The 26146-nt window shown below is 60.9% G+C and carries 21 protein-coding genes and 1 tRNA gene; 14 read left to right on the top strand and 8 right to left on the bottom strand.

Annotated features, from left to right (window positions below; genetic code table 11):
- The 10 genes from tolB to serA all read left to right on the top strand — a co-directional run bounded on the left by tolB (window position 1) and on the right by serA (window position 12936).
- Window positions 1-1311, top strand: a complete 1311-nt coding sequence (tolB, locus tag HX899_RS04655) for a Tol-Pal system beta propeller repeat protein TolB (RefSeq protein ID WP_181291731.1) — start codon at window positions 1-3, stop codon at window positions 1309-1311.
- Window positions 1312-1463: 152 nt separating this feature from the next.
- A complete protein-coding gene (gene pal, locus HX899_RS04650) occupies window positions 1464-1997 on the top strand; it encodes a peptidoglycan-associated lipoprotein Pal (RefSeq protein WP_181291730.1) in 534 nt (177 codons plus the stop codon).
- Window positions 1998-2160: 163 nt separating this feature from the next.
- A complete protein-coding gene (ybgF, locus tag HX899_RS04645) occupies window positions 2161-3147 on the top strand; it encodes a tol-pal system protein YbgF (RefSeq protein WP_181291729.1) in 987 nt (328 codons plus the stop codon).
- A gap of 11 nt (window positions 3148-3158) precedes the next feature.
- Window positions 3159-4652 carry a tRNA lysidine(34) synthetase TilS gene (tilS, locus tag HX899_RS04640; protein ID WP_181291728.1) on the top strand — a complete coding sequence of 498 codons (1494 nt, stop codon included), beginning with the start codon at window positions 3159-3161 and terminating at the stop codon, window positions 4650-4652.
- Between the two features lie 96 nt (window positions 4653-4748).
- Window positions 4749-6680 carry an ATP-dependent zinc metalloprotease FtsH gene (ftsH, locus tag HX899_RS04635; RefSeq protein ID WP_011653398.1) on the top strand — a complete coding sequence of 644 codons (1932 nt, stop codon included), beginning with the start codon at window positions 4749-4751 and terminating at the stop codon, window positions 6678-6680.
- A 241-nt stretch (window positions 6681-6921) separates the two neighbouring features.
- Window positions 6922-8274: a phosphoglucosamine mutase gene (gene glmM / locus HX899_RS04630; RefSeq protein ID WP_029871976.1), complete on the top strand. Its 1353-nt coding sequence runs from the start codon at window positions 6922-6924 to the stop codon at window positions 8272-8274.
- A gap of 273 nt (window positions 8275-8547) precedes the next feature.
- A complete protein-coding gene (locus HX899_RS04625; protein WP_181291727.1) occupies window positions 8548-8787 on the top strand; it encodes a hypothetical protein in 240 nt (79 codons plus the stop codon).
- A gap of 269 nt (window positions 8788-9056) precedes the next feature.
- Entirely contained in the window at window positions 9057-9893 is an 837-nt protein-coding gene (locus HX899_RS04620; protein WP_181291726.1) for an outer membrane protein, read from the top strand.
- Between the two features lie 187 nt (window positions 9894-10080).
- Window positions 10081-11259 (top strand): phosphoserine transaminase, encoded by a 1179-nt coding sequence (locus tag HX899_RS04615; RefSeq protein WP_171600610.1) that lies wholly within the window; start codon window positions 10081-10083, stop codon window positions 11257-11259.
- Between the two features lie 81 nt (window positions 11260-11340).
- Window positions 11341-12936, top strand: a complete 1596-nt coding sequence (gene serA, locus HX899_RS04610; protein WP_180196186.1) for a phosphoglycerate dehydrogenase — start codon at window positions 11341-11343, stop codon at window positions 12934-12936.
- Between the two features lie 91 nt (window positions 12937-13027).
- On the opposite strand, the gene HX899_RS04605 is transcribed toward serA, so the two are convergent.
- The gene (locus HX899_RS04605) at window positions 13028-13294 is read right to left on the bottom strand and encodes a hypothetical protein (RefSeq protein WP_011653392.1); all 267 of its coding nucleotides are present in this window, start codon (window positions 13292-13294) and stop codon (window positions 13028-13030) included.
- Between the two features lie 164 nt (window positions 13295-13458).
- Between HX899_RS04605 and HX899_RS04600 the strand changes: the two genes are divergently transcribed.
- The 3 genes from HX899_RS04600 (at window position 13459) to HX899_RS04590 (ending at window position 17471) form a co-directional block, all read left to right on the top strand.
- Entirely contained in the window at window positions 13459-15612 is a 2154-nt protein-coding gene (locus HX899_RS04600) for a bifunctional diguanylate cyclase/phosphodiesterase (RefSeq protein ID WP_181291725.1), read from the top strand.
- A 447-nt stretch (window positions 15613-16059) separates the two neighbouring features.
- A complete protein-coding gene (gene mnmA / locus HX899_RS04595; RefSeq protein ID WP_181291724.1) occupies window positions 16060-17259 on the top strand; it encodes a tRNA 2-thiouridine(34) synthase MnmA in 1200 nt (399 codons plus the stop codon).
- A gap of 135 nt (window positions 17260-17394) precedes the next feature.
- Window positions 17395-17471 (top strand) — tRNA-Met (locus HX899_RS04590).
- A gap of 451 nt (window positions 17472-17922) precedes the next feature.
- Here HX899_RS04590 and HX899_RS04585 read toward each other — a convergent pair.
- From HX899_RS04585 to pobA, 7 genes are all read right to left on the bottom strand, one after another.
- A complete protein-coding gene (locus HX899_RS04585; RefSeq protein WP_138390900.1) occupies window positions 17923-18756 on the bottom strand; it encodes a VCBS domain-containing protein in 834 nt (277 codons plus the stop codon).
- Between the two features lie 406 nt (window positions 18757-19162).
- A complete protein-coding gene (locus tag HX899_RS04580; RefSeq protein ID WP_181291723.1) occupies window positions 19163-19879 on the bottom strand; it encodes an ABC transporter ATP-binding protein in 717 nt (238 codons plus the stop codon).
- Window positions 19860-20624 (bottom strand): ABC transporter ATP-binding protein, encoded by a 765-nt coding sequence (locus HX899_RS04575; RefSeq protein ID WP_181291722.1) that lies wholly within the window; start codon window positions 20622-20624, stop codon window positions 19860-19862. Before HX899_RS04575 ends, HX899_RS04580 begins: the two co-directional genes overlap by 20 nt.
- Window positions 20621-21625, bottom strand: a complete 1005-nt coding sequence (locus HX899_RS04570; protein WP_181291721.1) for a branched-chain amino acid ABC transporter permease — start codon at window positions 21623-21625, stop codon at window positions 20621-20623. The genes HX899_RS04575 and HX899_RS04570 overlap by 4 nt, the downstream gene beginning before the upstream one ends.
- A gap of 1 nt (window position 21626) precedes the next feature.
- Window positions 21627-22490 carry a branched-chain amino acid ABC transporter permease gene (locus HX899_RS04565; RefSeq protein WP_026158858.1) on the bottom strand — a complete coding sequence of 288 codons (864 nt, stop codon included), beginning with the start codon at window positions 22488-22490 and terminating at the stop codon, window positions 21627-21629.
- 75 nt (window positions 22491-22565) lie between these two features.
- The gene (locus HX899_RS04560) at window positions 22566-23738 is read right to left on the bottom strand and encodes an ABC transporter substrate-binding protein (protein WP_181291720.1); all 1173 of its coding nucleotides are present in this window, start codon (window positions 23736-23738) and stop codon (window positions 22566-22568) included.
- Between the two features lie 209 nt (window positions 23739-23947).
- A complete protein-coding gene (pobA, locus tag HX899_RS04555; RefSeq protein ID WP_181291719.1) occupies window positions 23948-25120 on the bottom strand; it encodes a 4-hydroxybenzoate 3-monooxygenase in 1173 nt (390 codons plus the stop codon).
- Window positions 25121-25247: 127 nt separating this feature from the next.
- On the opposite strand from pobA, the gene HX899_RS04550 reads away from it, so the two are divergent.
- Entirely contained in the window at window positions 25248-26138 is an 891-nt protein-coding gene (locus tag HX899_RS04550) for a helix-turn-helix domain-containing protein (RefSeq protein WP_171600605.1), read from the top strand.
- Window positions 26139-26146: the final 8 nt, after the last annotated feature.

Genomic DNA, 26146 nt, shown 5'->3' with positions numbered 1-26146 from the left:
ATGGTCAAGTGTTCCCTTATCCGCGCGCTCGTAGTCGCCGTCGGCATGGCTGCCGCCGCTCTTGTTGCATCGCCAGCGAACGCGCTCGTCGAAATCAACATCAACAAGGGTAATGTCCAGCCGCTGCCGATTGCGGTGACTGACTTCCTGCAGGGCGACATGGGCGCGCAGGTCTCGCAAGTGATTGCCGCGGACTTGCAGCGTTCCGGCCTGTTTGCTCCGATCAGCAAGACCGCCTTCATCGAGAAGATTGCGAATCCCGACGCTGCGCCACGTTTCGAGGACTGGAAGGTTATTAACGCGCAGGCGTTGGTTACTGGCCGGGTTACGCAGGAAGCGGATGGTCGTCTTCGTGCCGAGTTCCGCCTCTGGGATACCTTTGCCGGCCAGCAGATGGCCGGCCAGCAGTTTTATACGCAGCCGGAGAACTGGCGTCGCGTCGCCCATATCATCGCCGATGCGATCTACAAGCAGATCACCGGTGAGGAAGGCTATTTCGACACCCGCGTCGTCTTCGTCTCCGAATCCGGCACCAAGCAGCAGCGCAAGCGTCAGCTGGCGATCATGGACCAGGACGGCTTCAACATCCGCATGCTGACCGATGGCAGCGATCTCGTACTGACGCCGCGCTTCTCGCCGAGCCGGCAGGAAGTCACCTACATGTCCTTTGCCAACCAGCAGCCGCGGGTCTATCTGCTTCAGCTGGAAACCGGGCAGCGCGAGGTCGTCGGCAATTTCCCCGGCATGACCTTCTCGCCGCGCTTTTCGCCGGATGGTCAGAAGGTGATCATGAGCCTGCAGCAGGATGCCAATTCCAACATCTATACGATGGACCTGCGCTCGCGCACGACGACCCGGTTGACCTCGACGGCGGCGATCGACACGTCGCCCTCCTATTCGCCTGACGGCGCACGCGTCAGCTTCGAAAGCGACCGCGGCGGAAAGCCGCAGATCTACGTGATGAACGCCGATGGTTCCGGCCAGACCCGTATTTCCTTCGGCGACGGCTCCTATTCGACGCCGGTCTGGTCGCCGCGCGGCGATCTCATCGCCTTCACCAAACAGGCCGGCGGCAAGTTCTCGATCGGCGTGATGAAGCCGGATGGTTCGGGCGAGCGCATCCTGACGACCGGCTTCCACAATGAGGGCCCGACCTGGGCGCCGAACGGCCGTGTGCTGATGTTCTTCCGCCAGGCGGCGGGGTCGGGCGGTCCGCAGCTCTATTCGATCGATCTGACCGGTTACAACGAGCAGCTCGTGAAGACGCCGACCTACGGCTCCGACCCCGCCTGGTCGCCGCTTATGGAGTAGGCGATGCGCTGCTGCCTTCTTGTCGCCCCAAAGTCATGGAACCGAGCGGCCAAGGGACAAAGTAGCAAATCGTTAACCATAATCTTTGAGGGGCGGTTAACCGAGTGCGGTTACTGTCCGGAAACCCTGATGAAATCGCAAGGAGACCGGCCATGAGCCGAATTCATACCCCGGCAATGAGCCGCATGCAGAATTTCGCCCGCAACCCCGTCATGATCGCGCTTGTCGCCGGCCTCGCGCTGGCAAGCTGCGCCAAGAAGCCGCCGAACAGCGCCGGCGACCTCGGCCTCGGCAGCGGTGCTGGTGGGGCTGCAACGCCGGGCTCTGCCCAGGACTTCACGGTCAATGTCGGCGACCGCATCTTCTTCGATACCGACTCCTCGTCGATCCGCGCCGATGCCTCGCAGACGCTCGACCGTCAGGCCCAGTGGCTCGGCCGGTACCCGAACTACCAGATCACCGTCGAAGGCCATGCCGACGAACGCGGCACGCGCGAATACAACCTCGCGCTCGGCGCCCGCCGTGCGGCTGCCGCCAAGGACTATCTCGCTTCGCGCGGTGTCCCGGCGCAGCGCCTGAAGACGATTTCCTACGGCAAGGAACGTCCGGTCGCCGTCTGCGATGATATTTCCTGCTGGTCGCAGAATCGTCGCGCGGTTACCGTGCTTGGCGGCGCCGGCATGTAATTGCCGAGCAACAATTCGCTTTTTCGACAGGCGGTCCCACCAGGGGCCGCCTTTTCTTTTTGACCACACTTTGGCCAGACTCCGTTGCTTTTTGAAAGCAATTGGAAAAGTCTCCTGTTCGTGCCATCGAGGTGCGAAGAATCACTGGGACAGGACGATACATATGAAGAAACTTGTCGTGGCAGGCATGCTGTGCCTCGCGGCTGTGACCGGAAGCGAACGGGTGGCCTATTCCGCCTCGTTCTTCGGGCTACATCTCGGCGGCCGATCCGCGGAAAACCAGGCGGCGCCGCCTGTCGTCAAGGTGCAGAGCGGTGATGCGGAGGTCCGCGTGCAGCAACTCGAAGAGCAGTTGCGGCAGCTGAACGGCCGGATCGAGGAGATGAGCTTTCAGCTTCTGCAGATGCAGGAGACGATCCGCAAGCAGCAGGAAGACAATGAATTCCGCTTCCAGCAGCTCGAAAAGACGGGCGCCGGTGGCGCCGTCAAGGCGCCTGTCAAGAAGAGCGAGACCGATGCCGCCCCGGCTGCCTCCGGCGGCGACGACATCGCCAAGGTGATCCAAGCACCGCAGGGAGCCGAAACGGATCCCTCCACCGGCGTGCCGGAGAATAGCGGTCTCGGCCAGCCGCCGAAGGAGCTCGGCTCGATCGATTTCGATCAGAATGGCAATCCGATCGGCGGAAGCGTCGACGAAAATGCCACGATCGGTTCCGGGCCGATTCCCGATGCCAATGCCAAAACACCGCAGCAGACCGCCTCGCTTGGCAGCGAGGCCGACCAGTACAAGGCCGCCTATGGCCACGTGCTATCCGGTGATTACAGCACGGCCGAACAGGAATTCACGCAGTACATCACCCGCTACCCGAGCAGCGCGCGGGCGGCGGACGCCAATTTCTGGCTCGGCGAAGCGCTCTATTCGCAGGGCAAGTACAATGAGGCGGCCAAGACCTTCCTCAATGCGCATCAGAAATACGGCTCATCGGAAAAGGCGCCGGAAATGCTGCTGAAGCTCGGCATGTCGCTTGCGGCCCTCGACAATAACGAGACGGCCTGTGCGACGCTGCGCGAAGTGTCGAAGCGTTATCCAAAGGCTTCGCGTGCCGTCATAAGCAAGGTTGCGAGCGAACAGAAGCGCCTCTCCTGCTAAGGTCTTCCGGAATGTCTCCGGAAGCCGCATCGCCTCAACTGGCGATCCTCCAGTTTCTCACGTCGCTTCAAAGCCCCGCACGCATTCTCGTCGCGATATCCGGCGGCAGCGATTCCACCGGCCTGCTTCTTCTGCTCGATGAAGCCGTGAAGGCCGCGCCCCATCTCAAGATTTCCCTTTGCGCTGCAACCGTTGATCATGCGTTGCGCGCCGGCTCCGCAGACGAGGCGCGTAAAGTCGCAGCCCTTTGCGCATCGCTTGGCATTCCCCACATCATCATGATCTGGCAGGGCGACAAGCCGAAAACCGGCATCATGGCTGCGGCCCGAGAGGCACGCTACGGCCTGCTTGCGACCGCCGCCAATGACTTCAAAGCCGATCTCATTGTTACGGGGCATACGTTCGACGACCAGCGCGAAACGCTTGCCATGCGTGGGATGCGAACGGAGCAGGTTTCGACCGGTATTGCAGATGCGGTGCTCTTCGACCGGCGTTTCTGGATTCTACGGCCGCTTCTTTTTTCCACCCGGACAGATATCCGCGCTTTCCTGAAGGAGCGGGGCGTGCCGTGGATCGACGATCCCAGCAACGAGGATATGAAGTACGAGCGCGTGCGGATGCGCCGGCAGCTTTCGGCCGATGCAGGCATGGAGAAGGATATTAGCGCGGCCTGGGAGGAGCGGCTGGCTCTTTCAACCAAGGGCGCAGACTGGCTGGATCGTTACTTCACGCTTCACGGCGGTCTGCTAGGACAGGTGATGCTTGACGGCTTGAGGCAGGATTGGGCCGTCTTCGATTATGCGCTTGGGCGCCTGACGGCCGTTTTCGGCGGGCAACCGTTTGCGCCGGGGAGGGCGCATATGGAGCGTATCCTTGCATTTGCCACCGGCAGTGAACCGGGACGGATGACCGCTGGCAGGGTGGTTTTTGATCTCAGGTGTGACGGGCTTTATCTGACGCGAGAGAGCCGGGGGATAGTGCCGCTGGTGTTGCAATCGGGGGAGGCTGGGGTTTGGGATGGAAGGTTTTATGTGTGCAATGGTTTGTCCACATCGATAGTGGTCGAGGCCGCCACTCCAAACGCTTCCTCATTCCTGTCCTGTGACTTGATCCGAGGGATGTCACAGGAATCCAGTGCGCCCAAGTCCTTGGGCGCGCAAGACACTTCACGCTTTATTGAGTCAATCACCACGCAGACGCGCGGTGGCTGGATTCCTGTGACATCCCTCGGATCAAGTCCGAGGACAGGAATGAGGGAGCGTATGCATCACCTTCCCAAGGCGGCATGGAAGCGCGCCATCGCCTCCGCGCCGGCTTTAACCTCCGAAGGAGCCCCTTTATCTGAGGAATCCTCCCGGATGATCGAGCTCATGCCCTATTTCGCACCCTTCGACCGCTTTTTGACACGATTTGACTTCATCTTTGCGAATAGGCTTTCGGCGGTTTTCGCGACGGCGCCCTATGCGAGGCTGCCTTTAAGAAGTATTGACGGAAAAACCATCTGACTTAGGGGATCGCCTTGGCAATCGCACGGCGCAACCCTATGTTAGAAACGAATAAGACGGTCGCCATGAGGCGGCTGTTCCATGCTGGGGAGTTCAATGAACCCTAACTTACGTAATTTCGCCTTGTGGGCGATCATAGCGCTTCTGCTGATCGCCCTTTTCAGTATGTTTCAGACGGCGCCGGCGCAAACGGGCTCCCGCGAAATCCCTTATTCGCAGTTTCTGCGTGAGGTCGATGCGGGCCGTGTGAAGGACGTCGTGGTCACGGGCAACCGTCTCTCCGGAAGCTATGTTGAAAATGGCACCACCTTCCAGACCTATTCGCCTGTGATCGACGACAGCCTGCTCGATCGCCTGCAGTCGAAGAATGTCCTGGTTTCCGCCCGTCCTGAAACGGACGGCTCTTCGGGTTTCCTCAGCTATCTCGGCACGCTTTTGCCGATGCTTCTGATTCTTGGCGTCTGGCTGTTCTTCATGCGGCAGATGCAGGGCGGCTCGCGCGGCGCGATGGGCTTCGGCAAATCCAAGGCCAAGCTGCTCACCGAAGCGCATGGCCGCGTGACTTTCGAAGACGTTGCCGGTGTCGACGAGGCCAAGCAGGATCTCGAAGAAATCGTCGAATTCCTGCGTGATCCGCAGAAGTTCCAGCGTCTCGGCGGCAAGATCCCGCGCGGCGTGCTGCTCGTCGGCCCTCCGGGTACCGGCAAGACGCTGCTCGCCCGCTCGGTCGCCGGCGAAGCCAATGTGCCCTTCTTCACAATTTCGGGCTCCGACTTCGTCGAAATGTTCGTCGGCGTCGGTGCAAGCCGTGTGCGCGATATGTTCGAGCAGGCGAAGAAGAATGCGCCCTGCATCATCTTCATCGACGAAATCGATGCTGTCGGCCGTCATCGCGGCGCCGGTCTCGGCGGCGGTAATGACGAACGCGAGCAGACGCTGAACCAGTTGCTGGTCGAAATGGACGGCTTCGAGGCGAATGAAGGCGTGATCCTGATCGCGGCCACCAACCGTCCCGACGTTCTTGACCCGGCGCTGCTGCGTCCCGGCCGTTTCGACCGTCAGGTCGTGGTGCCGAATCCCGACATCGTCGGCCGCGAGCGTATCCTCAAGGTGCATGCCCGCAACGTTCCGCTGGCGCCGAATGTCGATCTCAAGATCCTCGCCCGCGGTACGCCCGGTTTTTCCGGCGCCGACCTGATGAACCTCGTCAACGAAGCCGCCCTCATGGCCGCCCGCCGCAACAAGCGCGTCGTCACCATGCAGGAATTCGAGGACGCCAAGGACAAGATCATGATGGGCGCCGAGCGCCGTTCCTCGGCGATGACCGAGGCGGAAAAGAAGCTCACCGCTTACCATGAGGCCGGACACGCCATGACCGCGCTCAATGTCGCCGTCGCCGATCCGCTGCACAAGGCGACGATCATTCCGCGCGGCCGTGCGCTCGGCATGGTCATGCAGCTTCCCGAGGGCGACCGCTACTCGATGAGCTACAAGTGGATGGTCTCACGCCTCTGCATCATGATGGGCGGCCGCGTTGCCGAAGAGCTCACCTTCGGCAAGGAGAACATCACTTCGGGTGCCTCCTCCGACATCGAGCAGGCCACGAAGCTTGCCCGCGCCATGGTCACGCAGTGGGGCTTTTCCGATCAGCTCGGTCAGGTCGCCTATGGCGAGAACCAGCAGGAAGTCTTCCTCGGCCACTCGGTTTCGCAGTCGAAGAATGTTTCGGAAGCAACCGCTCAGAAGATCGACAATGAAGTGCGCCGCCTGATCGATGAAGCCTATACGCAGGCCCGCAAGATCCTGACGGAAAAGCACGACGAATTCGTCGTGCTTGCCGAAGGTCTGCTCGAATACGAGACACTGACCGGCGAAGAGATCAAGGCGCTGATCCGCGGCGAAAAGCCTTCCCGCGATCTCGGTGATGATTCGCCACCGAGCCGCGGCTCGGCTGTTCCGAAGGCCGGCGCACGGCCTGCCACCAAGGGTGACGAGCCCGAAGGCGGCCTCGAACCGCAGCCGCATTGAACAGCGGCACTACCTTGAACAAGGCCGGATTTCCGAAGTGGGAGATCCGGCCTTTTCTATTGGTAACGGGATATAATCATTTTTCTTGCTAATTTACGTGCTGATCGCCGCATTTTGTGGCATTCCGCTGAATTGAGGCGAGCATGAATCACGCTCCTGGATTGACGACATTCCACTGAAGCCGGATTCGCTTGGAACGATGCGCTGCCTTGAATGGCGCGCGGAAAGCACAGGAGTGCAGATGAAGAGACGCTATTTCGGTACGGACGGCATTCGCGGCCAATCCAACGTCTTCCCGATGACGCCGGATCTCGCCATGCGGGTCGGCATTGCCGCCGGTACGATCTTCCGCCGCGGCAATCACCGCCACCGCGTCGTCATCGGCAAGGATACGCGCCTTTCCGGCTATATGCTGGAGAACGCCATGGTCGCGGGCTTCACGGCCGCGGGTCTCGACGCCTTTATTCTCGGCCCGATCCCGACACCAGCTGTTGCCATGCTGACACGCTCGCTGCGTGCCGACCTCGGCGTGATGATCTCCGCTTCGCACAATCCTTACGAGGATAACGGCATCAAGCTCTTCGGCCCTGATGGTTACAAGCTGTCCGACGACATCGAGGCCGAGATCGAGGATCTGCTCGAAAAGGACCTGAATGCGCAGCTTGCCAAATCCGACGACATCGGCCGCGCCAAGCGTGTCGACGGCGTGCATGACCGCTATATCGAACATGCCAAGCGTACGCTGCCGCGCGACGTGACACTGCAAGGCCTGAGGATCGCCATCGATTGCGCCAATGGGGCTGCCTACAAGGTGGCGCCGGCAGTGCTCTGGGAGCTCGGCGCCGAGGTCGTCACCATCGGCAACGAGCCGAACGGCACCAACATCAATCTCAATTGCGGCTCCACCAGCCCCGTCGCGTTGCAGAAGAAGGTCGATGAGGTGCGCGCCGATATCGGCATCGCCCTCGATGGCGATGCGGACCGCGTCATCATCGTCGACGAGAACGGCTCGATCGTCGACGGCGACCAGCTGATGGCAGTCATCGCCGAGAGCTGGGCCGAGAGCCAGCAGCTGCGCGGCAATGGTATCGTTGCGACCGTCATGTCCAATCTCGGCCTCGAGCGTTTCCTCGAGGACAAGGGCCTCGGCCTTGCCCGGACGAAGGTCGGTGACCGTTATGTCGTCGAGCATATGCGCCAACACAATTACAATGTCGGCGGCGAACAGTCCGGCCACATCGTGCTTTCGGACTACGGCACGACCGGCGACGGTCTCGTCGCCGCCTTGCAGATCCTGGCCGCGGTCAAGCGCACCGGCAGGACCGTCAGCGAGGTCTGCCGGCGTTTCGAGCCGGTGCCGCAGCTCCTGCGCAATGTCCGCATCAGCGGCGGCAAGCCGCTGGAGGATATCCAGGTGCAGAAGGCGATCGCCGATGCCGAAGCCGAGCTTGCCAGGAACGGCCGCCTCGTCATCCGCCCTTCAGGCACCGAGCCGCTGATCCGCGTCATGGCCGAGGGTGACGACCGCGCCCAGATCGAACGCATCGTCAACGAGCTGATCGGCACGATCTCGAACGTCCGGACCGCTGCCTGATTTTTCGGGACGAAATGTCAAAAGCCGGTGCGCAAGTGCCGGCTTTTTCGTTATTGGCGCCTTCGGTTCGAAGATCCACTCCGGATCGACTTCCCGCCGGAACCGATTCCGCTCTTCCGAAGACAATATGTCAGTGACTTGCCAGCTTGGCTTCCGGTAGGGAGCAAGCCTCGGCAGCCGCATCCTCGGAAATTTGCCGATGCCTTGGTGACAGCGCTGTCAACTTCCACACGCGGATGCTACACGGCGGCGTTTGCATTCAAAGGAAATATCATGAAAAAAGTGGTGCGCCTGCTGCTGACGATTGCTCTCGCGTTCGTCGTCTTTACCGGTTTCCGCTGGTACCGCTACATCACCAACACCGACAGCCCTTACGATGAAATTGGCATAACGCTCAACAATGCCATGCCAGGCCCGATCAATGCCTGGGGCTGTGACAAGCTCAAAACGACCTTTGGCACTTCCTTACCCCCGTACGGCTGCGCTGCCGAAAACGCGACGCAATGGAAGTAACAGCAAGACTTGCCGATTGGAGCGGCCGATCGATCTGACGGGGCGGGGTTCTTGGCGTTGCGGCTGGTGGTCTTCGGCAGATCCGGGGCTGTCAGCCTTTGGCCGAGTTTCACCATATCGAGGAACTTGCCCCGCCAATCTCTCTCTTAACGTTTCTTCCCATTTATAGTTAAGCAGCTTTTAACGTTTCCAATTCATTATCCATACGAAGCGTACCAGATTGGCGGCGATTGAGCCTGCCGACGCAACGAGATTTTGGAGTGGGATCCATGAAAAGAAGCTTGTCCGGCGTCCTCGCCGCATTGTTGATTGCGACAAACGCCTATTCCGCGGACTTCGCCCCTGCCGAGCCTATCCCGGAGCAGCCGCCTGAGGTGACGGTCACCGAAGCGACCGGCTGGTACCTGCGCGGCGATGTCGGTTATGCATTCACCGATCTGCGCGGCGCCCGCTATTTCCAGGGCAGCAACGCCACGGAGGTCGATTTCGACCGTGCCGACCTGGACGACGCATGGACGGTCGGCGGCGGTGTCGGTTATCAGATCAACAGCTATCTGCGCACCGATCTGACCTTCGACTATCTCACCCAGGCAGATTTCAAGGGCTCGACGGTTGGGCAGTGCGGCTTTCCGCTGGTGGACTGCACCTCGAGCGACCGCTCTTCGCTGACAGCCTATACGCTGCTCGCCAATGCCTATGTCGATCTCGGCACCTACGGCTATGTCACGCCTTATGTCGGCGCCGGTATCGGTGGTTCTTACGTGAAGTGGAAGAACCTGCGCAACGTCGCCTGCGCCGATGACGGCAGCTTCTGCGACGACCAGGTCACCCATGGCGGCAAGGGCAACTGGCGCTTTACCTACGCCCTCATGGCCGGCGCTTCGATCGACGTGACCTGCAACGTCAAGGCCGATGTCGGCTATCGCTACCTGCATATCGACGGCGGCAACATGTTCGGCTATGCCGACAATGGCGGCCCGGGCCGCGACAAGGGTCTCAGCGTTCACGAAGCCCGCGTCGGTGCCCGCTATCTCTTCGGCGGCTGCGCCCAGGCGAGCTACGAACCGCCGCCGGAAATCCCGCTGCAGCAGCCTGTCTACAAGTAAGTCCAATTCCCAGACATCTGAAAGCCGCCCCAACCGGGCGGCTTTTCGTATTGCGGCCCTACCGCTCTGCGTCAAAATATGTTCCCCCCGCGACACTTCGATCTTGACTATGACGCGCCGGATCCATACACACGGCGGCGGGACACCCTTCCCCAACGAAGGGCTTTCTATCTGAGAGGATAGCATCATGGCGAAGACCGCAAAGCCGGACATCCGTCCGCACAATACCCATTTTTCTTCTGGCCCCTGCTCGAAGCGCCCCGGTTGGTCGCTCGAAGCCCTTTCCGACGCGGCCCTTGGCCGTTCGCACCGCGCGAAGGTCGGCAAGGCCAAGCTCAAGCAGGCCATCGACCTTACCCGTGAAATTCTCGAAGTGCCGGCGGATTACCGCATCGGCATCGTTCCGGCGTCCGACACCGGCGCCGTCGAAATGGCGCTCTGGTCGCTGCTTGGCGAACGCGGCGTCGATATGCTCGCCTGGGAAAGCTTCGGCGCCGGCTGGGTCACCGATGTCGTCAAGCAGCTGAAGCTCAAGGATGTGCGCAAGCTCGAAGCCGGTTACGGCGAGCTTCCCGATCTCTCCGCCGTCGATTTCGACCGCGACGTCGTCTTCACCTGGAACGGTACCACCTCAGGCGTGCGCGTGCCGAATGCCGATTTCATCCCTGATAACCGCAAGGGCCTGACGATCTGCGACGCCACCTCGGCCGCTTTCGCGCAGGCACTCGATTTCGCCAAGCTCGACGTCGTCACCTTCTCCTGGCAGAAGGTTCTGGGCGGCGAGGGCGCGCACGGGGTCATCATTCTTTCGCCGCGCGCCGTCGAGCGTCTGGTCACCTATACGCCGGCCTGGCCGCTGCCGAAGATCTTCCGCATGACCTCGGGTGGCAAGCTGACGGAAGGTATCTTTCAGGGCGAGACGATCAACACGCCGTCGATGCTCTGCGTCGAGGACTATATCGATGCGCTTGTCTGGGCTAAGGGCCTCGGCGGCCTCAAGGGGCTGATCGCGCGTGCCGACGCCAATGCCAAGGTCATCCACGATTTCGTCGCGGTTAACGACTGGATCGCCAACCTTGCCGTCAAGGCGGAAACGGCCTCGAACACGTCCGTCTGCCTGAAGATCGTCGACAAGGATATCGCAGCGCTTGACGACGACGGCCAGGCGAATTTCGCCAAGGGCCTGGTCGGCCTCCTGGAAAAGGAAGGTGTCGCCTATGACGTCGGCCACTACCGCGACGCGCCGTCCGGCCTGCGCATCTGGGCCGGCGCCACGATCGAGGCATCCGACATGCAGAAGCTAATGCCCTGGCTTTCCTGGGCCTTCGAAACGCAGAAGGCGCAGCTTAATCAGGCCGCCGCCTGAGGTGATCGCATTCGGCTCCGCCATAGGGCGGAGCAGCATTCCTGATTCATTCATCGCTGAACACTTTTGAAGGAGGCCCTCATGGCACCTCGCGTTCTCGTATCCGACGAATTGTCGGAAACCGCCGTCCAGATCTTCCGCGACCGCGGCGTCGAAGTCGATTTCGAACCGCAGCTCGGCAAGGACAAAGACCGTCTGCTCGAAGTCATCGGCAAGTATGATGGCCTGGCCATCCGCTCCGCCACCAAGGTGACGGAAAAGATTATCGAGGGGGCGACGAACCTCAAGGTCGTCGGCCGTGCCGGCATCGGCGTCGACAATGTCGATATCCCGGCCGCCTCGCGCCGCGGCATCATCGTCATGAACACGCCCTTCGGTAACTCGATCACGACGGCCGAACACGCGATCGCACTGATGTTCGCCGTCGCCCGCCAGCTTCCGGCAGCCGATACCTCGACGCAGGCCGGCAAGTGGGAGAAGTCGAAATTCATGGGCGTCGAGATCACCGGCAAGACGCTCGGCGTCATCGGCGCCGGCAATATCGGTTCGATCGTCTGCGCCCGGGCCATCGGCCTGAAGATGCACGTCGTCGCCTACGATCCGTTCCTCTCCAAGGAGCGCGCCGAAGAGATGGGCGTCACCAAGGTGGAGCTGGAAGAGCTTTTCGCCCGCGCCGACTTCATCACGCTGCATGTGCCGATGACCGACAAGACGCGCGGCATCCTCAACAAGGAAGCGCTGGCAAAGACCAAGCCCGGCGTGCGCATCATCAACTGCGCCCGCGGCGGCCTGGTCGATGAGGCAGCGCTTGCCGAGGCCATCAAGTCGGGCCATGTCGCGGGTGCAGCCTTCGACGTGTTCGAGGTCGAGCCCGCCAAGGAAAGCCCGCTCTTCGGCCTTCCGAACGTCGTCTGCACGCCGCATCTCGGCGCCTCGACGACCGAGGCTCAGGAGAACGTCGCTTTGCAGGTGGCCGAACAGATGGCGGATTACCTCGTCAATGGTGCGGTCTCCAACGCCATCAACATGCCGTCGATCACGGCTGAGGAAGCGCCGATCCTGAAGCCCTTCATCCGTCTTGCCGACGTTCTCGGCGCCTTCGTCGGCCAGGTCACCGAAGAGCCGATCAAGGAAATCGAAATCCTCTATGACGGCATCACCGCCAACATGAATACGCGGGCGCTGACGAGCGCTGTGCTCGCCGGCCTCATCCGCCCGCAGGTTGCCGACGTCAACATGGTTTCGGCGCCGATCATGGTCAAGGAAAAGGGTGTCGTGCTTTCCGAGGTCAAGCGCGACAAAACCGGTGTCTTCGACGGCTATATCAAGCTGACGGTGACGACGGAAAGCATGACGCGCTCGGTTGCCGGCACGGTGTTTTCGGATGGCAAGCCGCGCTTCATCCAGATCAAGGGCATCAACCTCGATGCCGATGTCGGCTCGCACATGATCTATATCACCAATACCGACGTCCCCGGCATGATCGGCTTCATCGGCACGACGCTTGGTGCTGCCGGCGTCAACATTGCCAACTTCCAGCTCGGCCGTGACAAGCAGGGCGGCGACGCCATCGCGCTGCTCTATGTCGACGGCAAGGTTGATGACGCCGTGCTTGCTGAGTTGACCGCCCACCAGGCGGTTCGCCAGGCAAAGCCGCTGACCTTCAATATCGACTGAGTTTCCTTCTCTGGAATCTCGATCAAGGAAGAACGAAAAACCCGGCGCGGGAAACGGCGCCGGGTTTTTTCCGTGTCAGGAACCAGTGAATTTAGTGGTGCCGGCGTTTCCGACGAAGGATTTTGCCGAAACGGGCGACATCGTCTTCAGCCTTGGTGCGGTGGAGGAAGGCGAGCCTGCTGCCGTCGAGACCCTGGAAGAATTCGTCCCAGGAAATCTCTTCCTGCGTTTCAGAGGAAAAATCGACGCGGACGGTTTCGCTGTCCGGTGCGTTCTTGATCCGGGCGGGATGGCCGCCGCGCTCCTCGATCCAGTGTCTGATCCTGCTGTAATCCGTCGTCGTGCCGAACCTGCCCATGAAACCCTCCTCAGCAATTCGATTGCGACTTCGATGCCCAAGAACGCACGATCGAAGGAATTGTTCCACGGTGCCTCAAATATTTTATCGAGGACCGAGATCGCGATGGCAAACCGCCGTTTTTGCACATTCTGAAGGCGAAAGCCTAAAGTTTAACCCTGAGTATGATTCTGATTTTATTTAACTTTTCCCAGTATATCCCTGTCATCGGCATCAACCGCACGCGAATTTCGATGGCCCCCTTGCAGAAGCCCGAGCAGACCGAAGCACCGAACGACGACTTCCGGTCATTGTTTGCAACGCATCCGTCGCCGATGTGGGTCTATGATCCGATATCGCTGCGCTTTCTCATCGTCAACGAGGCGGCAGCAGCACTTTACGGCTATGGGGCGGACGAGTACCGGCGCATGACGGTTCTGGATATCCGTCCCGAGCATGAGCGGGAGCGGATGATCGACGCCGTCAGCGGCCGTACCGACATGGAAAAGGCGGAACGCTGGGTTCACCTCAAGGCGAGCGGCGAGACCTTCGAAGTGCTGACCTATGGCCGAGAAGTGCGTTTCGAGGACCGGGCCGCAATCCTGGCGATCGTGCAGGATCGCAGCGAGGTCAACGCCGCCAGACGCCAGATGAGCGATACGCGCTCGCTTCTCGACAGCATCGTCGACAACCTGCCGGTCGGCGTCTTCGTCAAGGACATGGAAGCGGACGGGCTTTACGTTCTCTTCAACGAGGCCTGCGGCGACATCGTCGGCATGAGGGCGGAGGACGTGGTCGGCCGAACCGACCGGGCGCTGTTTTCCCCCAGTCAGACAGACGCCTTTCGCGAGCAGGATCGCCGGGCCTTCAAAGCCAATGCGACGATCAGCTTTGAGGAGACGATGCTGCGCGCCGATGGGGCGCCACGCCTCTTGCGCACCGTCAAACGCGCCCTGCCGACGCCCGAGGGCCATGCGCCGCGTTATCTGCTCGGCATCTCGCAGGACGTGACGGAGGAGCGGACCGTCGAGGCAAAGCTTGCCCATCTCGCCATGCACGATTCGCTCACCGGCCTGCCGAACCGGGCGGCGTTTTCCAGGCACATCAACCAGCGGGCGGTCGAGGCGACCGCCGACAGCCCGATCGCGCTGCTTTATATCGATGTCGATCATTTCAAGCATATCAACGACAGCAAGGGACATGCCGCCGGCGATGCGCTGCTTTGCCAAGTGTCGGAGCGGCTGCTTCAGCTGGCGGAGGAGGGCGATCTGGTTGCCCGTCTCGGCGGCGACGAATTCGCCGTCGTGCTGGAACTCGACGAGCCGGAACGGGCCGGCCGTTTTGCGCAGCGGCTGCTCAAGGCGCTGAGCCATGCCTTCGATCTCGACGGCGCCCGGGAGCATGTCACCTGCAGTATCGGCATCGCCTTGGCGCCCGACCATGCCGGCGACGCGGATGTGTTGATGCGGCATGCGGATCTGGCGCTCTATGCCGCCAAGGAGAGTGGACGCTCGACCTATCGTTTCTACGAGACGGAGATGCGGCTTGCCGCTGAACGCCGGCACGTGATGACCGCCGAGCTGTGGGAAGCGCTGGAGAAGCGCCAGTTCGAGCTGCATTACCAGCCGATCGTGCAGCTCGACAATGACGGCATCGCTGGCTTCGAAGCGCTGATCCGCTGGCGCCATCCCAAGCGCGGTCTGGTGGCGCCGATGGAATTCATTCCGCTCGCCGAGGAAACCGGCCTTATCGTGCCGATCGGCGACTGGGTGATCCGGGAAGCTTGCCGCGCGGCCGCCGGCTGGCCCGCCCATCTGAGGATCGCCGTCAATCTCTCCGTCAGCCAGTTTCGGCATGCGAGCCTGCTTTCGACCGTGGTCGCGGCGCTCGACGAGACGGGCCTCAATGCCGACCGGCTTGAAATCGAAATCACCGAATCCGTATTCCTGACCGACGCCGACCAAAGCTTGCCGCGGCTGCGCGCATTGAAGGAGCTCGGCCTCCGCATCGCCATCGACGATTTCGGCACCGGTTATTCGTCGCTGAGCTATCTCCGATCCTTCCCCTTCGACAAGATCAAGCTCGACCGCAGCTTCGTTTCGGGCATCGAGACGGATGCGGGCAATCTCGCCATCGTGCGTGCCGTCGTTGGCATCGGCTCCGGCTTCAACGCGACGACGCTGGCCGAAGGGATCGAGACGGAAGAGCAGTTGCAGAAGCTGCGTGCCGAAGGTTTCAGTGAGGTGCAGGGCTATCTGATCGGCCGGCCGATGCCGCAGCACGAGGCAGAGGCGTTGATCCACGGCCGCGCGCTGAAGGCCGCTTCGTCACGCAGATAGAGTCGCTTAAGCGACAGCTGGCAGTGGCGTCCAGGGAAAGGTATTCGCCGGATGCCATCAAGCATTCGTCATTTTGAGAAAGCCGGCAGAAGCGGCATAATTGTCGTGGGCTGGAAAGGAGGATGTCTATGAAACGCTATTCATTATCGATGATCGGACTGGCGCTCGTAACCGCCATTATCGCCAATCCGGGCATCGCATTCGCCTGCAACAAGCTGATCGGCACTTGAGCCGCACCCCCTGCTCCAAGGCGCGGCTTCGGCTGCGCCTTCTCTTCAGGCGGGAATGCGAAATATCGGCGCCCGAAGGCTGCCCCTTGCGCCCAAGGACAATCCTTTCTATATCGGTGCCTCATCGAGAGACGGCGGCCGATCCCGCCGGAGATCAGCAATCCGCCGCAATTGCAGCGCAAGGGCGGATCGTGACCGCGCAGAATTGGCACCATCGTTGAACACACTGGATTTTGACAAGAAGCCGGAAGAGACCCGCGTCGTCGTCGCCATGTCGGGCGGCGTCGATTCATCCGTCGTCGCCGGCCTTCTCAAACAGCAGGGCTATGATGTGCTCGGCATTACGCTGCAGCTTTACGATCATGGCGCCGCCGTTCACCGCGCCGGCTCCTGTTGCGCCGGCCAGGATATCGACGACGCGCGCCGCGTCTGCGAAACGCTCGGCATTCCGCATTACGTGCTCGATTACGAAAAGCGCTTTCGTGAGACGGTGATCAACCCATTCGCCGAAAGCTATGTGGCGGGCGAAACGCCGATCCCTTGCGTTTCCTGCAACCAGACCGTCAAATTCGCCGATCTTCTGGCGACCGCCAAGGAGCTTGGCGCCGATGCGCTGGCGACCGGCCATTATATCCGCTCGGGACGGAATCCTTCGCCGGACAATCCCGGCCGCCGCGCGCTTTTCCGCCCGGCCGATGCCGACCGCGACCAAAGCTATTTCCTCTTCGCCACGACGCAGGAACAGATCGATTATCTCCGCTTTCCCCTGGGCGGCCTGCCGAAGGCCGAGACCCGCAGGCTCGCCGAAGAGATGGGGCTCGTCGTTGCCAAGAAGGCCGACAGCCAGGACATCTGCTTCGTGCCGCAGGGCAAATATTCCGACGTCATCACCAAGCTGAAGCCGAATGCGGCGCTCGCCGGCGAGATCGTCCATCTCGATGGGCGCGTGCTCGGCACCCATGAGGGCATCCTGCATTTCACGATCGGCCAGCGCCGCGGCATCGGCATCGCCACCGGCGAGCCGCTCTACGTCGTCTTTCTCGATGCTCGCTCGCGCCGCGTCATCGTCGGGCCAAAAGAGGCGCTGGAAACGCACCGCGTTTACCTGCGTGACGTCAACTGGCTGGGTGACGAGACGCTTGCGGAAGCCGCCGCCGGCAAGGGCTTTGCCTGTTACGCCAAGGTCCGCTCGACAAAGGCGCCGGCGCCCGCCGTCCTGCATATCGATGCAACAGGCACCTATGTCGACCTGACGGTCGGCGAGGCGGGTATCGCGCCCGGCCAGGCCTGCGCGCTTTATTCCGCGCCCGGCGACAACGCCCGCGTCTTCGGCGGCGGTTTCATCGAACGCTCCGAGCGTGAACCTTCGGCGGAAGCCTGCCTGAAGGCCCTTTTGGCCAGCCCCGTCGCCGCCTGAAACCGATCGGAAACAGGAGGCGGTAAAGCCCACCCTTTTTCTCGATCATGCGCTTGACACAAAGCCGAAGCGCACCTTATAAGCCGCTCATCCCACGAACCGGCATCGCTTCGCGAGCGGGTGTCGTTGACCAGTGGCGGAGTAGCTCAGTAGGTCAGAGCAGAGGAATCATAATCCTTGTGTCGGGGGTTCAAATCCCTCCTCCGCTACCATCTGTTTTCATTACATAAAATGCGAATTTTGGAGGCCGAAAAGACGGCCTCTTTTTTTGGCGTGATGGCACACTGGTGGCAACCACCAAACGTGGCGGTGAGGGGACAAAACCAGTCCGGCCCTGATCTGCAGGATTCCCGCCAACGCTGAGGACAGGCCTATCTGTAGAGCGTCAGAAGCAACAGAGGCATCTTCGTCGCCCAAAGGTGGGATGCGACAGCGATAATAATAGCCCATACGGCGAGCGAGAACATGACCGCCGCTAACCTGATCCCGACTGGCTGCATCATTTCCTCCATCCCAGCATAATCGTGCCCCCTCGAACGATCCAATGCTAGCAAGATGCAGGCCCGTCAGCTATCGCAAGAAATTGGTACCCAGATAGGCGCCGCAGAGCGCAGTCTGTGAAGGTGCACAGATTTCGGTGATGCGGCGCCCTTTCCCCATCAATCAGACGATGAAATGAAAGTTGTCGTATTGCGCGCCGTAATAATCCGGGCCGCTCGTTTCGTTGATGACCGGTTCGGTGTCGAGCACGAGAGAGTCGATTTCGCCGTAGGCGCTGAGATCGATCACTTGCGGGTCATGAATGCTGTCGGCGGTGACGTTGACTGTGACCAAGAATACGGTATCGCCGTCCAGCTTACCTTCGATCGTCAGAACGTTGTCATAGTCCGATGTGCCGTTTGCGACACTGAATTGCTCGATCTGAAAGTTGCCGCCATCGGCGGCTTGGATGGGTGTCCAGAACACGCCTCCTCCCAGATAGTGGTTGCCATCCGCTTCCTCCCGCACAGTCGCGTCGTCACCATCGTACCAGGCGCCCCAATCGAAGCCTTTGTAGCCCGTCGGGAAGTCGTGGTTGCCGACATCCTCGAAATTGACGAAGACGTCGCCGCGTTCCGGCAGGTCGACCGCGATGTTGAGCAAGCCGAAATCGGTGGCGCCTTTGCCATCCGAGATCTTGAAATTGAACTGGTCGACGAGTTGGTCTCCCGGGCCGAGCGCTGATACCACCGGGTTGGTGTGATCGAGCTCATAGGTGTAGTTACCGTTGGAATAGACGGTCAGAGTGCCGTATTTTCCCTCGACTGTGGTGGTCGTGGCAGGCCCGTTCGGATCGGCCGGTTGCGGAATTCGCTGTCCATTGACGAAGTTGAGACGCACCTGATCTCCGTCGGCATCCACCGAACTTGTATTGTCCAGGATGTTGCCGTCGATCGGGTTGTCGATGTTGAAAATAGGCTGGTATACATCACCTGCGACCGGCTTGTGGTTTGCCATTTCTACCTCCCGTGTGATTTTCTGCTCGACTATGCAACCCTATCGGGTATCTGGCAACCGAAATTGAGGGAGCGTCAGAGCAATTCCGCCCGTCAACGCCACACATTCCGGTCGATTACAGCTCAACTGTTCAAGTAAAGGGAGCGGCATAAACGTCGATCCCGTTTATGAACCAGGATTTACGTCTGGTCTTACGTTGCAGCCGCTTCATCGATCATGGTGTTTCTCGCCCTTTCAGGCGATCCATCAATTCGGCCAGCGGAAAACTTTCAGGCAAGCTAATAATCGCAGGTCAATGATGACGCGATCATGACGATATACTGCATGAATTGCTCGGCGTGCCAAGAGCAACCTGGAAGGCGGAATGGCACCTATCGGCAGAGGCCAAGCTTCAGCCGACCATCAATCAATGCAGGCCGCCGACCCCGAGCAGCCTCTCGACAGCCTCGTGATCCCTGGTGAGGTTCTCCGGCGTTCCGGTCCAGGCCAGTCTGCCGCGTTCGAGAATGACGACCTGATCGGCGAAATCGAGCGCGCTCTGGATGCGCTGCTCGACCAGCACGATGGTCATGTCTCCCGTCTTGGCAAGGTCGGCGAAGGCCGCCATCAGTTCCTCGCAGATAACGGGCGCGAGGCCCTCCAGCGGTTCGTCGAGCAGCAGGACGGACGGGCGGCCGAGGATGGTGCGGGCCGTGGAGAGCATCTGCTGCTCGCCGCCGGAAAGCTGGCTGCCGAGATTGCGGCGGCGCTCCTTCAAGCGCGGGAACATCGTATAGGCCTCCTCCAGCGCCGTTTTCGGTCGCGCCTTCAAGCCGACGAAGAGGTTCTCTTCGACCGTCAGCGTCGGGAAGACGCAGCGTGCCTGCGGCACATATCCGAGGCCTTTATGCGCGCGTGCAGCACTCGGTGCCGTCGTGACATCCGAATCGCCGAGGCGGATGCTGCCCTCGTATCGCCTGGTCTGCCCGGCAAGCGTCGCGAGCAGCGTGGTCTTGCCCATACCGTTGCGGCCGAGCACGGCAAGGCGAGCGCCTGCCGGCACGGAGAAGGAAATACCTTCGAGCACTTTTGTCGGCCCATATCCGGCCGACAGATTCTCGACCTCAAGCGATATGGCTGGCATTGGCATAGCTCCCGAGATAGGCCTCGCGCACGCGCGCATCCTTGGTGACGTCTTCCGGCAGGCCATCGAAGATGATCGTGCCTGATGCAAGCACGATGACGCGTCTGGCAAAACGGAAGACGAGGTCCATGTCGTGTTCGATCATCAGCACGGCGAGATCGGCAGGCAGATCGGCCAGCGCCTGCTCGATGCGGCCGGTATCGCTCTGCGGCACGCCGGCTGCCGGCTCGTCGAGCAGCAGCACCTTCGGCTTCAATGCCAGCGCCACGGCGATCTCGAGAAGTCGCTGCTGGCCATAGGCGATTTCGCTGACCTTGCGATGCATCAGGAAAGCCAGTCCGAGCTTGCCGAGGAGATCGTCGACCTCGGCCATGACATCGGGCATACGCAGGAAATTGCCGAACATGTGCCCGGTCTTTCCGTCGCGCTGAAGGACGGCAAGTCCCACATGTTCGGCCGGCGTCATGTCCTGGAAGAGCCGCGTCACCTGAAAGGAGCGGACAAGGCCGCGTCTGACCCTGCCGATCGCACCGACCTTCGTCACCACCTCGCCGCCGAGGCGAACCTCGCCGGAATCGGGCGATAGATTGCCGGTCACGAGGTTGACGAAGGTGGTCTTGCCGGCGCCGTTCGGGCCGATCAGCGCGATACGATCGCCAGGCGACATCGTGAGCGAGACATTATTGGTCACGGCAAGGCCGCCGAAGGCTTTCTTGAGATTGGCGACTTCGAAGACCGGGCTCATGAGCGCTGCTCCCTGCGGCGGCTAACGAAGGCTGCGGCCGTGCCATAGAGACCTTTCGGCGCAAAGAGCACGACGGCGATCAGCAGCGCGCCGACCATGGTCAGCCAATGGAAGGGATTGGCGGCGGAGACATAGTCCTCGAAGAGCATGAAGATGACGGTGCCTGAAAGTGCCCCGAAGAGAGAACCGGTGCCGCCGAGGACCAGCATCACAAGCGCTTCCGCCGACTGCGTGAAAGACAGGCTGTCGAGGCCGACGACCTGTGTCGAAATCGCGTTCAAGGCGCCGCCGACACCGGCAACGGCACCGGAGATCGCGTACATCCTGATCAGAGCTGCCTTCGGCGAAGCGCCCATGGCGCGGATGCGCAGCGGGTCCTGCTTGATGGCGCGGCAGAGCATGCCGAAGGGCGAGCGGACCAGAACCCTCAGCAGCACGAAGACGGTCAGCAGCAGCGCCATTCCGAAGAAGAAGGCGGTGTGACCGTAGAGATCGAACTCGAAGAGGCCGAAGACCGGGTCCGGCGCAATACCGGAAAGTCCGTCGCTGCCGCCTGTCCATGACGAGGCCTTGTTGGCGAATTCATGGAAGAGGTTGATCAGCGCAATCGACAGCACCAGCTGCGGCAGTCCATGCGCACGCAGGATGATGGCGCCGCAGAGCAGCCCGGCGACCACGCCGCCGACAATGCCGGCCAGCATCATCAGCAGCGGGTCATTGATGCCGTAATGCGCCGAAAGGATCCCGGCGGCATAGGCGCCGGAGCCGAAAAGTGCTGCATGGCCGAGCGTTGCGACGCCGCAATAACCGGTCACGAGATCGAGCGACAGGACGAGCAGCGCGATGGTGATCATTCGGGTCAGAAGGGCGAGATTATCGGGGAAGGCGAAATAGCCGATCGTGGCAATGGCTATGATGACCGCTATTCCGATGAAATCGCGGCCGATAAAGCCGCGACGATGCTGTAGACCTTCGTTTTCGTCGTTCATGACAAGCGCCATCCTATTTCGCCCTTCCGGCAAGGCCGCGCGGGAAGACGCAGATGATTGCGATCACCGCGAGATAGAAGAAGAATTCGCCGAATTCCGGCATCAGATACCGTCCTGTGGTATCGATCGCGCCCAGCAGCAGACAGGCGATCAGCGCGCCTGGAATGGAGCCCGCGCCGCCGACGGAGACGACGACCAGGAAGGTCACCATGTAGCGCAGCGCGTAATAGGGTTCGACGGGTAGGAGTTCGGCGCCGACCACGCCGCCGAAGGCGGCAAGCCCGACGGCAACGGCAAAACTCACCGCATAGATGATCTCTGTGCGCACGCCGAGTGCTGCAGCCATCGCCGCATCGTCGACGGAGGCGCGTAGCTTGACGCCGAAGCTCGTCCTGTCGATCGTAAACCAGAGGGCGAGAGCCACGGCGAGGCCGCAGAGGATGACGAAAAGCCGGTGAACGGGAATGGTGCGGAAGCCGAGATCGGCTGACCCCTGTAGCGCACCGGCAAGCGGTATGGTCTTCAGCGTCGGCCCCATGACATAATTGGCGATGCCGATGACGCAGAAGGTGATGCCGATGGTCATCAGCACCTGGGTCAGTTCCGGCGCGCCATAGATCCGGCGGTAGAGAAAACGCTCGATCGGAATGGCGACGATGATCGTGATGACAACGGCGGCGATGACCGCCGCGGCATAACCGAGGCCGAGGTCGCGTGCGACATAGGAGGCGATATAGCCGCCGATCATTGCGAAGGCGCCATGGGCCAGGTTGACGACACGCATCAGCCCCATGGTCACCGAAAGGCCGATCGATATCACGAACAGCACCATGCCGTAGGCAAGGGCGTCGACGGCTATGCTGAAGACTGTCTGCATGGAAATACCTTGCTTCCAAGCGCCGGGCTCGGCCTGATCGCAGGCCAAGCCCGTCACCTGTCTTGACGCTCGATGTTACTTGACGGCCGCCAGACCCGGATCGCCCTGCTTCTCGAAAGTCTGGACCTCCTTGTTGATGTAGGTCCCGTCATCGGCTTTCGTCACTTCGCGCAGATAGATGTTCTGCGTGATGTGACGACTTTCCGGATCGATCGAAACCGGGCCGCGCGGGCTCGTCCAAGCAAGGCCCTTGACCGCATCGACGGCCTTTTCAGCATCCTGCTTGCCGCCCGTCGCCTCGATCATCTTGTAGATGACATACATGCCGTCATAGGCGCTGACTGAGGGGAAGGAGAGTTCGGCCTTGTTGCCGATCGCTTTGGTCGCCGCCTCGACGAAAGCCTTGTTCTCCGGAGAATCGTGCGACACGGCATAGTGGAAGGTCGTCTGGATGCCGAGTGCGGCATCGCCGAGCGCCGGCAGATCGGATTCCTGCGTCAGGTCACCCGGCGCGAAGAACTTGATGCCGGCAGCCCTCAGGCCATTGTCGTTGTAAGCCTTGACGAAGCCGAGCGTCGTCGGGCCGGAGGGCAGGAAGGCGAACACGCCCTCAGCGCCAGAATCCCTGATGCGCTGCATGATCGGGCTGAAGTCGTTGGTCGCAAGCGGCATGCGGATCGCCTCGACCACCTGGCCGCCGGCCTTTTCGAAGCCGGCCTTGAAAGCGTTCTCGGCATCGATGCCGGGGCCGTAATCGCTGACGACGGAAATCACCTTCTTGACGCCGGCGTCGAAGGCGACCTTGGCGATCGGCGTCGAGGTCTGCCAGGTGGTAAACGAGGTGCGGACGACGAGCGGGCTCTTGGTGACGATCGCCGAGGTGGCAGCGTTCATGATGACCATCGGCACATTGCCCTGCTTCAGGATCGGCGTCACAGCCATGGCATCGGGGGTGAAATAGAAGCCGGCCAGATACTGGACCTTCTCCTTGACAATGAGTTCCTGCGCAAGCGCCTTGGATTGGGCGGGATCTGCCTGCGGCACATCGCGATAGACGATCTCGACCGTATCGTTGCCGACCTTGTTGCCGTTGACCGCCATATAGGCATCGATGCCGGCCTTGAAGTTCTTGCCTTGGAGCGCGAACGGACCGGAGAACGGCCCGATGACCCCGACTTTGATGGTGTCGGCATAGGCGCTCGTGCCCATGGCGACTGCCGCAATGGCGGCCAGAAATAGTTTCTTCATTCTCTCTCTCCCTTTTGGGCGCACTCCAGCGCCGTATTCGCTAGCCGCTAGAAATTTAGCGCTAACCTGTCATGCGAAATGGTGATGTAAAATGAAATAAGTACTGCAATCCATAACTGTACAATTATGATTGTGTTTCGAAGAGCTGAACTATCGACGGCCGGTTCTACGGTCGAATTCTGGTCCATGGCCCACCTCAGACAACCCTATCAGAATGGCAGTCCCACATAGTTCTCCGCAAGCGCCGTCGAGGCGGCGCGGGAGTGGGTGAGATAGTCGAGCTCCGCCTCCTGGATCTTCTGGTCAAAATCCCCGGTATCCGGAAAACGATGCATCATCGTCGTCATCCACCAGGAAAACCGCACGGCTTTCCACACGCGGGCGAGCGCCTTTTGCGAGTAGGCGTCGATGCCGCCATCCGATCCCTCGCGGTAATGCTCGATCAGCCCTGAGAAAAGATAATGAACGTCGCTGGCGGCAAGGTTCAATCCCTTGGCGCCGGTCGGCGGGACGATATGGGCAGCGTCGCCGACCAGGAAAAGCCGGCCGAAACGCATCGGTTCAGCGACGAAGGAGCGCAGCGGCGCGATCGATTTTTCGAAGGATGGCGCGGTCGCCAATGCTTCGGCATGATGCGTCGGCAGACGCCGTCTCAACTCGTCCCAGAAGCGATCGTCGCTCCAGTCCTCGATCTTCTCGTCGAGCGCACATTGGATGTAGTAGCGGCTGCGGGTCGCCGAGCGCATCGAACAGAGCGCAAAGCCTCTCGGATGGTTGGCATAGATCAGCTCATGGCTGACAGGCGCCACGTCGGCAAGGATCCCCAGCCAACCGAAGGGATAGATCTTCTCGAATGTCTTGATTGCCCGTTCCGGGACGGCCTTGCGGCTGGCGCCGTGAAAGCCGTCGCAGCCGGCGATGAAGTCGCAATCGATGCGCTCGACAACACCGTCTTTCAGATAGGTGACGAAGGGAGAATGGCCGTCGAAGTCATGCGGCGCGACATCGACAGCATCGTAGATCGACAGGGAGCCGCTTTCTTCGCGCCGCTCCATGAGATCGCGCGTTACCTCGGTCTGTCCATAAACCGTAACGCGCCTGCCGCCGGTCAATTCGTGGAGGTCGATACGGTGGTCGCGTCCGTCGAAGGCCAATGAGAAACCGTCATGCGGCAGGCCTTCGGCATGCAGCCGCGTCCCCGCTTTTGCCTGATCCAGCAGCCCGACGGTGCCTTCCTCCAGAACGCCGGCGCGAACCCGGCCGAGGATATAATACTTGTTCACACGATCGAGAATGACATTGTCGACGCCGGCTTCGGTCAGAAGCTGGCCGAGCAGTAGGCCGGATGGCCCCGAACCGATAATGGCGACCTGCGTTCGCAAATGCTGCCTCCCTGCATTTTTGCGTTTTGCCAGATTCTGCCGCGCCGCGCCTGCCGCAGCAATGGACATCCCAACCTAAAAATTGCACTAATCGAACATTGGTGCCGGAGAAGCCCCACGGAGCCCCATGAGCAGACAGGTCCCCACCTATGAACTCTACGGCGAAAAGACCGGGCGAGAACCGGATTTTTGGGTGCATTGCGAAACAATTCGCTCTCGCAGCAGTTTGCATCACTGGGAGATTCGCCCGCACCGCCACGAGAGTTTCTTTCAGATATTGTACATCGAAAGCGGTTCCGGCGATGCGATCTTCGGCGAAAGGAGCCATGCCATCCGTCCGCCGGCCATCATCACCGTGCCGCCCGGGCTCAATCACGGCTTTCGTTTTTCACGCGATATCGACGGCCTGGTGATCACCCTGTTGAGATCCCATCTCAGCCATCCGCTCGGTGATCGAAGCCAACTCGGCGAATGGCTGGCGGCGCCGCATCTGACGCCGCTCGATCCCGATAATGCCGAGGCCGTCTATGTCATGCAGACGTTGAAGCGGCTGGGCGACGAATTCGAAAACCGCCGCAGCGGCCGCAACGAGGCGTTGGCAGCCTATGTAGCTCTGGCGCTGCGGCTGACGGCGAGGATTTCTCATGAAGGGAATACGCGCGAGCTTCCGCCCAACGAGAACGAGCGGCGGATGGAAATGCTGAGCGAGCTCATTCAGCAACATTTTCGGTCACACAAGCCCGCGTCGTTCTACGCCAGAGAGCTTGGGCTTTCGCCGACTCATCTCACCCGCATCGTCCGGTCGATGACCGGCAACACGCCGCATGAATTGATCGCTGGCAAACTCGTCGAAGAGGCGAAACGCCAACTGGTTTTTACACTGGGCAGCGTGCAGGAGATCGGATTTCGGCTCGGCTTTGCCGATCCCGCCTATTTCTCGCGCTTCTTCGTTAAATACACCGGAGAAACGCCGCGGGTCTGGCGCATGAAGGAGAAGGTTCGGCTTGAACGTGTATAGGCCACCCG

This window comes from Rhizobium sp. WYCCWR 11146 (genome assembly GCF_013591995.1).
In the GTDB taxonomy this organism is placed as follows: domain Bacteria; phylum Pseudomonadota; class Alphaproteobacteria; order Rhizobiales; family Rhizobiaceae; genus Rhizobium; species Rhizobium indicum.
The sequence above is the reverse complement of the archived record's forward strand: the minus strand, read 5'-3'. Positions and strand labels throughout refer to the sequence as shown.